Genomic DNA, 12,152 nt, shown 5'->3' on the forward strand with positions numbered 1-12,152 from the left:
ATGCCTACTTCGTCCAGCCTGCAGCTTTAGAAACCATGAAACATTATAGCGTGCAAGCCGAAGCCATGGGTGCCAATTGGCGGCGGGCACTACAAGCCATTTGAAGAGAAAGTATTACAAGACATCGCACAAGCCCATGGCAAGACCATTGCGCAAGTGAGATTACGCTGGAACATACAGCGTGGTGCAACGGTGTTCCCCAAGTCAACTCGTCAGCATTGAATTGAATAGACCTTTGCTATTTGGAATTTTCAACTTAGCGAACCAGAGGTGGCAATCATTAGTAGCCTAGATTTAGGCTATGAAGTACCGACAGTTAAGCACTTTGACCCAGAATTTGTGCGCGCCGTAAATAACGTAAAGATCCACGATTAGAGACTGGCTTAGCTTTGTCTAAAAGCTAATGGCCAAAGGCAAGTGGCGTTAGCCTTAACGCAAAAAGGGCGGTAATACACCGCCCTTTTGATTTATTTTAAGCCGAGCAAGTCACACCTATACTGTGTTCGCTTTGCCAAAATAATTGCCATTGATCTTCACTAGCAGAACACCCACAATTTCCTGAACAAGAGCCGAGTTTAACAATCTGTAAACGGTGGCGTTTAACCCAAGGTTGTAGCATCGCCAAAGTCGCATCATCATCCATCGAGAAATGCCGAGCAACTTGATTCAGCGTGGCTCCAGGATTTGACTCTATGTACTGTTTAAGCGCTTGTAATATCATATTGCTCTGCCTTCTTTCTTTTTAGAAATAGCACCCAAGTACACATCATCATCGCAATCACTAGTAGTAGAACACTAGCCGACACAGGCGCTTGTTGCCAAGTGGCCAACTGGTAGTAAACCGTGGAGACGCTGTAAGCCAGCAAGGTAGACCACACTGCAATCAATCTAGCCCAGCGCATTCCCAGCTCTTTCACCAAGGCCCCCATGGCCGCAGCACATGGCATGTATAGCAAAATAAATAACATGAAAGACACCGCGGATTCTGGTGTGAAATGTAAAGTTAGTTGTGACATGGTGCTGACATCTACATCATTAGCTTCTGCTGCAGCGGCCAAATCGTTAGTTTGCTCGATTTCGATACCAAGAGGATCGCTGTAATTTAGACCAAGGAAGTTATCGATAATCGTTTGCCCGGCCTCTTGGAAACGTTCCAAATAGGTCCACTGTTCTTCATCTTCGCCCACTTGTGCATATAAGCTATTTAAGGTGCCAATTACCGCTTCTTTAGCAAACAAACCGGTTACAATGCCCACTGTGGCTGGCCAGTTGTCTTTTTCTATGCCCATTGGAGCAAACACTGGAGTCACGACTTGGCTGGCTTTACTTAGCAGTGAGCGGGGTTGCTCTGGAGCGGCTCCCTCATCGCCTAGGTGAATACTATTTAATACACTCAACACCGCCACCACCAATACAATGGTTTTACCCGCGCCTAAAACAAAGCCCCGCACTTTCTGCCAAGTTAATAAAAACACCCCAAATGCTGTCGGCAATTGGTAGTCGGGTAGCTCTAACACCGAGTCTTGAGCGTTACCGGGCAATAAGGTGTATTTGAGCAATAAGCCAGTTACCACTGCGGCGATAATACCAATCAAATACAAAGCAAATACCATGTTCTGCCCTTGCTCGGGGAAGAAGGCTGCCACAAACAAGGCATATACGGGCAAGCGAGCGCCGCAAGACATAAATGGGCTCATCGCCGAGGTCAGTACCCGTTCACGGTGTTTTTCCAGCACTCGAGTCGCCATTACCGCAGGTACCGTACAACCAAAGCCCATAAGCATTGGCACAAAGGCTTTACCAGGCAAACCAATGACCTGCATTGCACGGTCCACCACAAAGGCGGCCCGCGCTAAATAACCTGAGCTTTCCAGAAGCGCCAAAAACAGATACAAACAGGCAATCACTGGAATGAAGGTTGCCACGGTTTGAATACCCACTCCCACTCCACCAGATAACACCAGACTTAACCACTCTGGCGCACCAATGCTAGCTAATAGTTCTTGCACTCCATCAACAAAGATGGTGCCAGCCACAATATCGAAGAAATCAATAAACACCGCACCACCGTTAATGGCGAACATAAACATCACATACATCACCCCTAAAAAGGCGGGGATGCCTAACCAACGATTCAGCAAAACTTTGTCGAGCATGGCTGAGTAATCGCGACGCAACTGGCCTTTCTTACCCACGCTTTCTTGAGTGAGCGAGTAAATAAAGTTGTAACGACTAGCAGCAAGTTCTAGGTCAATGTCGGTAGTAGCAAATTGCTGAGCTGCTTGCTCAAATTCCACCAATTGCTCAGGCAATAACTGCTGGCTCAAGCAGGGGTCGTTTTCCAAAAGACGCAATACTTGCCCCTTATTCATGCTCAATTTAGGCTGCCACTGCTCGGCAAAGGCTTCAATCTGTTCAGAATAAGTGAGATTTAAGGTAGCGCTTTGCTGCGCCTGTTTAACAATTTCCGGTAATTGACGTTTAAACTCATTCACCTGAGCCTTAGATGTGGCCGCTAAACAAACTAGCGGCACATGGAAACGTTCACTAAATTGCTTCACTTTAATCTTCAGCAACTTAGCCTTGGCGGTATCCATTTTGTTGAGCACTAGCACCACTGGCAAACCCAGCTCTTTTAGCTGAATACTTAAATACAAGCTTCTCTCGAGAGCGGCGGCATCAACAACGTTTATGACTAAATCTAAGGGTTCTGTTTGTAGAAAATCACAAGCAATACGTTCGTCGAGTGCACTGGTATCGAGCTGCGGGTCGATATTGTAAACACCCGGTAAGTCTATTAGCTCGGCTTTCCAGTCACCCACCTGTAATAGGCCTGACTTTTTATCGACAGTAATACCACTAAAGTTACCCACTTTTTGTCTACTGCCTGTTAGCGCGTTAAACAAGGTACTCTTCCCGCTATTTGGGTTGCCTACAGTGGCTATCATATATTGACTCATAGTGACTGCACCTCTATCGATTTAGCTTGATTAGTACTTAAGGCCAAACTAATCCCCGGAGCCGATATTTGAATTGGGTCTCCTAACGGTGCGCGTCTGACAATGGTTAGCGTTGTATTGGGCAAAATGCCTAAAGACATTAACTTTTTACGATTCGCTCTAGATAGGTTTTGCAGACTTAAAATTAACGCCTGTTGACCTACAGCTATTTCATCTAATGACATAAAGCCTCCGTGCCAAAACTTAAATAATAATGATTTTCATTTGATTGATTGTGCGACACTCATCACTATTTCGTCTTGATCTGAATCAAGGACTTTTCACTGTTTGATATTTGAACAAGCATTTTTTTAAACGCTTTACTTTGGAAGCCGCTGTTGAAATACGCTACCATTTGGCGACTTATGATTGAGGTAAGCAACAATGTCATTGAAAGACCAATTATCACAGCTGGTATATTCCACTGATCAAGGGCGTATTGAGCCAGAACAACAGCAAGAAACCATTCCCGAAAGCGACGGCTTTATTAAGATCCGCCGAGAAACAAAAGGACGCAAAGGCAAAGGGGTTACTTGCTTAAGCGGCTTTGGTTTAAGTGAAACCGAACTAAAAGCCCTATCTAAGGAAATGAAAAAGTTGTGTGGTGTTGGTGGCAGCGTTAAAGACTATGTGATTGAAATTCAGGGCGATCAACGCGACAAACTAGAAAATTGGTTACAGCAAAAAGGCTACAAAACCAAACGTATTGGTGGCTAAAACCTTTTGCTATTTAATGCTTATTTGGTTATATTCGCCCCGCGTTTTGGGGAGTAGCCGCCATATCCTTTCGGATTACGGGCATTCATCAACATACTTGGTGCCAAATCACCATGGTGAATGCAGCCTTTTATTGGGCCTGGCAAGACCAAATGCACATTAACGCCAATACGAGGTGGGCGGCGTTGTGTGCATTGGTTATTAGCCCACCTCATAACGTGAGACCCTCATGGAAGCTTTATTTACTTCAATCACCGCCGTAGCGATTGCTGAAATTGGTGATAAAACTCAACTTCTAGCCTTATTACTAGCCTGCAAATTTAGAAAGCCAGTACCGATTATTCTTGGCATTATTATCGCCACCCTGCTCAACCACGCTGCCGCCGCTTGGTTTGGCTCTCTGGTGCAACAATGGTTAAGCCCAGAAGTACTCCGCTGGTTATTAGGTTTGTCTTTTATCGCCATGGCTATTTGGGTGCTCATTCCCGATAAGATTGACGAAGAAGATAGCAAGATGCTTAAGTACGGCCCCTTCCTTGCGTCTTTAGTACTGTTCTTCATTGCTGAAATTGGTGATAAAACCCAAGTGGCCACGGTGATCTTAGCAGCCAAGTATGAATCCTTAGTCATGGTGATTACCGGCACCACTATTGGTATGTGTTTAGCCAATGTTCCAGTGGTCTTGCTCGGTAAATTGGGCGTTGAAAAACTCCCCATGACCCTAATTCACCGTTTAACCGCCTTATTATTCTTTGCCCTAGGCCTTACCACTATCTTGTTTTAAGCTTGTTGGTGCACGGTTAATATATGGTAAACTTCGGCAAATTTTATTGTTAAGGATCTATGAATGAAATTTGTTCGTTGGCTCTTAGGCCGCATTATCTTGTTTTTTAACGCCGTATTTGCCCCTAAGAAACCTAGGTTGTCGATAGCAGAACAACAGCAAATTAACCGTAAAACCCAAGGCTTGCAGCTCTATCAATTAGCGGCTTGTCCTTTTTGTGTAAAGGTTCGCCGCGCTATGCGCCGTAATAGCATTACGATTGAACTACGTGATATCAAAGCCCAACCAGAGTATTTAGACGAGTTAGTGAGTCAAGGTGGCTCAAGAAAAGTACCCTGCCTACGGATTGAGCAAGCAGACAAGGTAGAATGGCTGTATGAATCAAATGATATTATTAACTACCTCGAAGCCAGAATTGCTTAAATAATAAAGCTCCGCTAGCGGAGCTTTTTTATTACGCGGTGTTAATCCACTTCCATAACGTTGCTTGGCATAATGTGGCGCAAGCGCTTCCAAATCTCACTGCTGGCAATACCGTAATTACGCACCACATAAAGGGCCTTGTCGTACTCGCCAGACTCAGCCAAGGCAATCAAGTCTTGATAGAACTTATCTACCAATTGGCGAGATTCGGCTTCATCAAAATAAAACTTACCCACGCTTTGATACATGCCTCTGAAACCATTTAATATTAAGGCATACAAAGGGTTACCTGAGGCAAAAGCTAAGCCATGCAACACTTGGTAATCAAATTCAGCATAGGCCTGACCGGTTTGTTCTAAAGACTTATACTGCTCAATTAACTGACGACTCTGCTCTGGATTGTTTTTTAATGCACCACGAATGAAAATCACACTGATATTGGTTCTAGCAGAAAGTAACTGTTCAAATAGCTCTGGAACCCCTTCGGTATCTAAACGCGCCAAGGTCTCTAATACGTTCAAGCCTGCCGTTTCCCAAAAGTTATTCACCTTAGTGGGTTTACCATGTTGAATAGTTAACCAGCCATCACGAGCCAAACGCTGCAAAACCTCACGTAAGGTAGTACGGGTAACGCCAATTAATTCAGAAAGCTCTCTCTCTGCAGGAAGGATTGTTCCAGGTGCAAAACGGTTATTCCAGATCGATTCGATAATGTATTGTTCAGCGAATCCCGCTGGACTTTTTGCTTTTATGACCATTTTTTACTCAGTCTATTTACGTTTTTATTTGGAGGATAATAACAAACCATTAACTAAAGCTAAAGTAAGTGGTTTGAGCTCTAACCTGCAAGCTTGGAATAAATCTCAATTGCCGCATCGTTGGCCAAGATTAATTTGATATTTTTTCTTAAGCTGCTACCAAATCAGCGGCTTATCCCTTACAATCCTGCTCGGGTTTTCCCATGCGAAAACTTGACCTGCCATTTGAATAACAATGAGATTTCAGGATGAATACTAGTCTGTCTAGCGCTTTTGCTAAGAATTTTCTTGGTAACGCGCCTTTGTGGTACAAAAAAGCCATTGTTTTATTTCTAATCATTAACCCCATCGTTTTCTATATAAACCCATTTATTGCGGGTTGGTTATTAGTTGTAGAGTTTATTTTTACCCTTGCTATGGCGCTAAAGTGCTATCCCTTGCAACCGGGAGGTTTGTTAGCCATAGAAGCCGTCGCAATTGGGATGACCTCGGCAGACACAGTTAAACACGAGCTAGTGGGTAACTTTGAAGTAGTTCTCTTGTTGATCTTCATGGTGGCTGGCATCTTCTTTATGAAACAACTTCTGTTGTTTGTCTTCACTAAGATGCTAATCAAAATTAAAAACAAGGCAGTGCTTTCCATTGCCTTCTGTATGGCAGGCGCCTTCTTATCAGCCTTCCTTGATGCCTTAACCGTAATTGCCGTGGTGATCAGTGTGGCCATTGGCTTCTATAGCATTTACCACAAAGTCGCTTCTGGAAAAGACTTTAATCAAAGCCATGACCACACTAGTGATGACCTAAGCAGTGATGACCTAGAAGGTTTTCGAGCTTTTCTTCGTAGCCTAATGATGCACGCCGGTGTGGGTACCGCACTAGGTGGTGTATGTACCATGGTAGGTGAGCCGCAAAATCTAATCATCGCCGACCAATCAGGCTGGAACTTTCTTGAGTTCTTCCTACGAATGGCTCCTGTATCACTGCCAGTGCTGGCCTTTGGTCTTCTCACCTGTGTATTGCTAGAAAAATTTGCCAAGTTTGGCTATGGTGCAAAACTTCCGGTAAACGTAAGACAAATTTTATCTGACTACGACAAATACGAAGATGAAAAACGCAACAACCGTGACCGCGCCAAACTAATTGTTCAAGCTGTTATCGCCGTGTGGCTTGTAGTTGGCTTAGCCTTGCATCTTGCAGCCGTGGGCTTGATTGGTTTGTCAGTGATTATTTTGGCCACTTCGTTCACCGGTATTACTGAAGAACACCAGCTGGGTAAAGCCTTTGAAGAAGCCCTGCCCTTCACCGCACTACTCGCGGTATTCTTCTCTATCGTAGCGGTTATCATTGATTTAGAACTGTTTAAGCCAGTGATTCATTGGGTGCTGTCAATTGAAAACGAAGGCCAGTTGGTTGCCTTCTACATCGCCAACGGTTTGCTATCGATGGTCAGCGATAACGTATTTGTGGGTACCGTCTATATCAGCGAAGTAAAATCGGCTTGGTTAGAAGGTCAAATTACTCGTGACCAATTTGATATGTTAGCCGTTGCCATTAATACCGGTACTAACCTACCCTCGGTCGCCACGCCCAATGGTCAAGCTGCGTTCTTATTCTTGCTAACGTCATCTCTAGCGCCACTGCTTCGCTTGTCTTATGGACGCATGGTATGGATGGCGCTACCTTATACCATCGTGCTTGCTGGTATTGGTTTATTAAGTGTCGAATTTGCACTTGCGCCGGCAACCCAGTTCTTCTACGACATGGGCTGGATTAGCCATCACGTTGCGGACGCAGCGGCAAGCATTTCTGCTGGACATTAAAATTAAAAAAGGCGATGCTCTGACGTCGCCTTTTTAATTGGAGCCTTTGATTATGCTAACATTTTTAAGCAGCATGCCGTACCAACGACGACCTTGGTTTCTGCTTTTTATTACTAGCTTATCACTTGAGTTGTGTGCGTTATTCTTTCAACACGTGATGAAACTCGACCCCTGCGTTATGTGTATTTACGAGCGTGTGGCGATGTTTGGTTTGATGTTTGCGGGGCTTATCGGTTGTGTCGCACCCACAAATATCCTGATTCGTTTAACGGCTTTCGGCTTATGGATAGTCAGCTCGGTTTGGGGCCTACAACTGGCGATTACCCATGCTGATTATCAGATGAATCCTAGCCCCTTCGCTACTTGTGATTTCTTCGCTAACTTTCCACAGTGGGCACCACTAGACAAGTGGATACCTTGGTTATTCAACCCCACTGGCTACTGCGACGAAATCTCTTGGATGTTCTTAGGCTGGTCGATGCCACAATGGCTGATTTTGATATTTGCCGTTTCGCTAGCGGTATCGGTTTCGTTCTTTGCTCTGCAGTGGTTTAACAAGCGAAAATAACGGCTTCAACAAACATAAAAAAAGCCGCTGTCGCGGCTTTTTTTATTGTCTAAATTTACTCACATTCATCTAAAGGCCAACGCACAATATAGTTTTGCGAAGGGCCAACTAATTGCGTTTCGCAAACGATCTTGCCACGAATAGAAGCACCACGTTTATGCATTTCAGAGGCCTTACCCTTGTTTAATAAGGGATGCCATTCAGGCAAAGGCTTGCCTTCAATCAAGCGTTTATAGGCGCAGCTCGGCGGCAACCAATGAAAGGCTTCAACATCATCTAAGCTGATCTTGACGCAATCAGGCACCTTTGCAAAACGGTTTTCATAATCGCTACAGCGACAAGTTTTACTATTGAGTAATACACAAGCAATGTTGGTGTAATACAACTCATCGGTATCTTCATCGATAAGTTTAGACAAACAGCATTTACCACAGCCATCACACAGTGACTCCCATTCTTGGTCAGTCATCTGCGCCAGCGTTTTCTGCTGCCAAAACCCTAATTCACTCACTTACTACTACCTCTGTATTTACCGATATATCTGCGACATTCATCGCTAGTTGGTCTCCCGCGTGCAGCGGGCCAACGCCTGCCGGGGTTCCCGTTAATAACACGTCTCCCGGCATTAAACTAAAACAAGATGAAGCTTCACATAACAGCTGCTGTAAATCGCGGATCATCTGTGAGGTATTACCCTGTTGTTTCAATTTACCGTTTTGGCTTAAAGCTAGGTCAACCTGATTTAACTCAGTTAAGGAGTTAAGCGGTTTAAATGCACTCAACACGCAGCTATTATCAAAGGCTTTAGCGCGCTCCCAAGGGTGGCCGCGTTGTTTTAGTTGCAATTGAATATCACGCAAGGTGAGATCTAAGGCTAAAGCATACCCCCACACCGCATCATCTAACTGTTCTGGTGTGGCATTTTTCAGCGGCTTGTTAATCAACAGTGCTAATTCTAACTCGTAATGCACTTCACCTTTATTGGCCGGAATCGCCAATTGCTCGCTAAAGTTAACAAAGGCGCTGTTGGGCTTGATAAAAAACACCGCTTGTTTAACCGGCGCGCCACCCATTTCTTGCATGTGGTCTAGGTAGTTTTGCCCTACACACACCGCTTTAGCTGCAGGCAGGGCAATTAGCTGGCCCTGCTGATCAAGATGTTGATACATATTAAAATACCGGAGGATAGGAAATACGGTCTGCCAAGGTGCCCACCGCAGCCACAAAGTAATGTGAGCGGTTCCACTTCATCAGTACTCGGTAATTATCGTAGGCCAAATAAACACGGCCATGCGCGTCGTCTGGCTGCACTAGGGAAGCGCGAATATCACGGGTTGGTAAATCAGTACCATCATAGCGGCGCACGCCCAAAGCCTGCCACTCGCTTAAGGATTTGCTTGTCGCTAGACCGAATAGATCCGCATCGAAGTTCTCCGGCAGTTTAACCTGACGTCCCCAAGTTAAATCGTTACTCCAACCACTTTGCGCTAAATAATTCGCCGCCGAGGCCAGCGCATCGGCGGTACTATTCCAGATATCACGGTGGCCATCGCCGTCAAAGTCTTGAGCATAAGCTAAAAACGAGCTAGGCATAAATTGAACCTGCCCCATAGCGCCCGCCCAAGAACCTTTCATTTCTGCAGGGCTAATATGCTGCTGCTCTAAAATATTTAGCGCATTCATCAATTCCTTTTTGAAAAACGCTTCGCGGCGTCCTTCATATGACATAGTAGACAGTGCCGATACCACATTGTAATTACCGGTAAACTTACCGAAATTAGACTCCACTCCCCACAAGGCAATCACGAAACGTGGTTGCACCTGATACTTTTTCTCTATCTCTTTTAATAAAGGATAGTGCTTTTTATATAGAGCTCGGGCTTGTTGCACCTTCCAAGCCGGTACCGCACGAGGTAAATAAGTATCGAGGGTGAGCTTAAACTCAGGCTGCTGTTTATCAGCCTTTACCGCACGAGGATAGAACTGAGCATTGGCAAAGGCGGCGTCAATGGTTTGTTGAGAGATGCCTTGCTCAGCCGCTTCGACTTTAAGTTGCTCTACGTAGTTATCAAAGCCCGGTTCAGCATGTAATGAAAAGGCTGCAGAGAATAGCACCGCACTGATAATTTTCTTCACGTATTTCCCCTTATTGTTGTTTAGCCTTAGCTTGAGCAGCTAAGTGCTGTTTAAGGTAATTTTCTGGTGGCGGAGGAAGCTGTAAATAATAGCCTTGCTCTGCAAATGCCTTTTCTAAGGCTGTGATTTCAACTCTCGCAAAATCTTTAGTTGGACGTTTGGGCACCACCATCACCAACTCTTTGGCTCCCATTAAGTCCAATAGCGAGCTGGGTACTTTAGTAAAATCGTCTTTCTTCTCAATATAGAGATAAGTTTGCTGTTTTTTGAGACTTTTATAGACTGCACAGAACATGAAAATGTTAGTATCCTAGGTACTGATCAGGTTATGCTAAAACGCAGACTATATCAGAATAAATGCTGTGGCGTCATTGCTCGTATACAAATGTAAAAAAGGAATCCACTGTTCATGTCCGGACAGGAAATAGAATTTAAAGGGACAAACTTCACCCTTTCAGTCGTTTACTTAGGAAAGAATGACTTAACATCATTAAATAACAAGCTGATGGAAAAAGTGGCCCAGGCGCCACAATTTTTTAATTGTGCTCCTATCGTCGTAAACATTAGTGAAGTAGACAACAATTTTGATTTCAACCAACTAAAAGACGTGGTCGAATCTCAAGATTTTGTATTAGTGGGAGTCACCGGTTGTACCACGGAACAACAAAAAACCGCTGCTCGCGCAGCCGGTTTAGCCGTAATGACCAGCGGTGGCCAACAAGCTGCAGCAAAACCCATTGAGCCTCCCCCAGAAAAACCCGCTAGCCCAAGCGTTGTGCCCAGTAAAGTGGTGCGTGGACAAATTCGCTCAGGCCAACAGGTTTACGCGCAAAACACCGATCTGGTGATCATTGGCTCTGTGGGTAATGGCGCAGAGGTCATTGCGGACGGCAACATTCATATCTACGGGGCCTTGCGAGGTCGCGCGATAGCCGGAGCCAGTGGCCGTAAAGACAGCAAAATATTCTGCCAAAATTTACAAGCAGAACTCATTTCAATCGCCGGTGTTTATGTATTGCACGAGCAAATTGCTGAACATGCTAATTTGCCTCAATGCATACAAATTGAAGATCGGAAAATCGTATTTGGTAATTTAAGTTAACTTTGTTAACCCATTCATAAAGGAAAGATAATGGCTAAGATTATCGTTGTGACCTCAGGAAAAGGCGGTGTTGGTAAAACAACATCCAGTGCTGCCATTGGCACAGGCCTTGCCATCAAAGGTTTTAAAACAGTAATCGTCGACTTCGACATTGGCTTACGCAACCTAGACCTCATCATGGGCTGCGAACGTCGTGTGGTATATGATTTTGTTAATGTGATAAAAGGCGAAGCAAACCTTAATCAGTCTTTAATTAAAGACAAACGTACTGACAATTTGTACATTCTTCCCGCTTCGCAAACCCGAGATAAAGACGCTCTTACTAAAGAAGGCGTACAAAAAGTACTGGAAGACTTAGCCGAACAAGGCTTTGACTACATCGTTTGTGACTCACCGGCTGGTATTGAGACGGGTGCCATTATGGCCTTGTATTTTGCCGATGAAGCGATTGTTACCACCAACCCTGAGGTGTCTTCGGTTCGCGACTCTGACCGCATACTGGGTATGTTGGCCAGTAAATCACGACGTGCTGAGCAAGGCTTAGAGCCGGTTAAAGAACACTTATTGCTAACCCGTTACAACCCAGAGCGGGTGAATCGTGGCGACATGTTGAGCGTGGAAGATGTTCAAGAAATTTTGGCAATTCCATTGCTGGGTGTCATTCCAGAATCACCGGCAGTACTCAAAGCCTCAAACTCTGGTGAGCCGGTAATTTTAGATAAAGACAGTGACGCAGGCCTTGCCTACGATGACGCGGTAAGCCGCTTAATTGGAGAAAACGTAGATTTCCGTTTCTTGGAAGAACAGAAAAAAGGCCTATTTAGCCGCCTATTTGGAGGATAAGA

15 protein-coding genes and 1 riboswitch are annotated in these 12,152 nt (G+C 44.8%); of the genes, 7 read left to right on the plus strand and 8 right to left on the minus strand.

Annotation, left to right across the window (positions count from 1 at the left end; all coding sequences use genetic code 11):
* Positions 1-472 precede the first annotated feature (472 nt).
* From AR383_RS03595 to AR383_RS03605, 3 genes are read right to left on the minus strand one after another with little or no spacing between them, the layout of a single operon-like run.
* Positions 473-721, minus strand: a complete 249-nt coding sequence (locus tag AR383_RS03595; RefSeq protein WP_055731888.1) for a FeoC-like transcriptional regulator — start codon at positions 719-721, stop codon at positions 473-475.
* Positions 702-2,960, minus strand: coding sequence for a Fe(2+) transporter permease subunit FeoB (gene feoB / locus AR383_RS03600; protein WP_055731889.1), 2,259 nt, complete (start codon positions 2,958-2,960; stop codon positions 702-704). The genes AR383_RS03595 and feoB overlap by 20 nt, the downstream gene beginning before the upstream one ends.
* Entirely contained in the window at positions 2,957-3,184 is a 228-nt protein-coding gene (locus tag AR383_RS03605) for a FeoA family protein (protein WP_055731890.1), read from the minus strand. Before AR383_RS03605 ends, feoB begins: the two co-directional genes overlap by 4 nt.
* A 199-nt stretch (positions 3,185-3,383) precedes the next feature.
* On the opposite strand from AR383_RS03605, the gene yciH reads away from it, so the two are divergent.
* The 3 genes from yciH (at position 3,384) to AR383_RS03620 (ending at position 4,923) form a co-directional block, all read left to right on the plus strand.
* Positions 3,384-3,716: a stress response translation initiation inhibitor YciH gene (gene yciH / locus AR383_RS03610; protein WP_055731891.1), complete on the plus strand. Its 333-nt coding sequence runs from the start codon at positions 3,384-3,386 to the stop codon at positions 3,714-3,716.
* A gap of 46 nt (positions 3,717-3,762) precedes the next feature.
* Positions 3,763-3,936: riboswitch (yybP-ykoY riboswitch) on the plus strand.
* 9 nt (positions 3,937-3,945) lie between these two features.
* Complete coding sequence (locus tag AR383_RS03615; protein ID WP_055731892.1) at positions 3,946-4,500, plus strand: TMEM165/GDT1 family protein; 555 nt, start codon at positions 3,946-3,948, stop codon at positions 4,498-4,500.
* Positions 4,501-4,563: 63 nt separating this feature from the next.
* Positions 4,564-4,923, plus strand: a complete 360-nt coding sequence (locus tag AR383_RS03620) for a glutaredoxin family protein (RefSeq protein ID WP_055731893.1) — start codon at positions 4,564-4,566, stop codon at positions 4,921-4,923.
* Positions 4,924-4,964: 41 nt separating this feature from the next.
* On the opposite strand, the gene fadR is transcribed toward AR383_RS03620, so the two are convergent.
* Positions 4,965-5,681: a fatty acid metabolism transcriptional regulator FadR gene (fadR, locus tag AR383_RS03625; protein ID WP_055731894.1), complete on the minus strand. Its 717-nt coding sequence runs from the start codon at positions 5,679-5,681 to the stop codon at positions 4,965-4,967.
* A 248-nt stretch (positions 5,682-5,929) separates the two neighbouring features.
* Here fadR and nhaB point away from each other — a divergent pair, with 248 nt between their 5' ends.
* Both nhaB and dsbB read left to right on the plus strand, forming a co-directional pair.
* Positions 5,930-7,501, plus strand: a complete 1,572-nt coding sequence (nhaB, locus tag AR383_RS03630; RefSeq protein WP_055731895.1) for a Na(+)/H(+) antiporter NhaB — start codon at positions 5,930-5,932, stop codon at positions 7,499-7,501.
* Between the two features lie 52 nt (positions 7,502-7,553).
* Complete coding sequence (gene dsbB, locus AR383_RS03635; protein WP_055731896.1) at positions 7,554-8,069, plus strand: disulfide bond formation protein DsbB; 516 nt, start codon at positions 7,554-7,556, stop codon at positions 8,067-8,069.
* 55 nt (positions 8,070-8,124) lie between these two features.
* On the opposite strand, the gene AR383_RS03640 is transcribed toward dsbB, so the two are convergent.
* Genes AR383_RS03640 through AR383_RS03655 form a run of 4 tightly spaced genes read right to left on the minus strand, consistent with a single transcriptional unit; the run spans position 8,125 to position 10,500 of the window.
* Positions 8,125-8,580, minus strand: a complete 456-nt coding sequence (locus AR383_RS03640) for a YcgN family cysteine cluster protein (RefSeq protein ID WP_083481488.1) — start codon at positions 8,578-8,580, stop codon at positions 8,125-8,127.
* Positions 8,573-9,238, minus strand: a complete 666-nt coding sequence (locus AR383_RS03645; protein ID WP_055731897.1) for a fumarylacetoacetate hydrolase family protein — start codon at positions 9,236-9,238, stop codon at positions 8,573-8,575. Before AR383_RS03645 ends, AR383_RS03640 begins: the two co-directional genes overlap by 8 nt.
* Before the next feature lies 1 nt (position 9,239).
* Positions 9,240-10,205: a lytic murein transglycosylase gene (locus AR383_RS03650; protein ID WP_055731898.1), complete on the minus strand. Its 966-nt coding sequence runs from the start codon at positions 10,203-10,205 to the stop codon at positions 9,240-9,242.
* Positions 10,206-10,215: 10 nt separating this feature from the next.
* Positions 10,216-10,500, minus strand: coding sequence for a YcgL domain-containing protein (locus AR383_RS03655; protein WP_055731899.1), 285 nt, complete (start codon positions 10,498-10,500; stop codon positions 10,216-10,218).
* Positions 10,501-10,614: 114 nt separating this feature from the next.
* Between AR383_RS03655 and minC the strand changes: the two genes are divergently transcribed.
* Entirely contained in the window at positions 10,615-11,307 is a 693-nt protein-coding gene (minC, locus tag AR383_RS03660; RefSeq protein WP_055731900.1) for a septum site-determining protein MinC, read from the plus strand.
* Positions 11,308-11,337: 30 nt separating this feature from the next.
* A complete protein-coding gene (gene minD / locus AR383_RS03665; RefSeq protein ID WP_055731901.1) occupies positions 11,338-12,150 on the plus strand; it encodes a septum site-determining protein MinD in 813 nt (270 codons plus the stop codon).
* Positions 12,151-12,152 lie beyond the last annotated feature (2 nt).

Origin of the sequence: Agarivorans gilvus, assembly GCF_001420915.1 — a bacterium.
GTDB classification, from domain to species: Bacteria; Pseudomonadota; Gammaproteobacteria; order Enterobacterales; family Celerinatantimonadaceae; genus Agarivorans; species Agarivorans gilvus.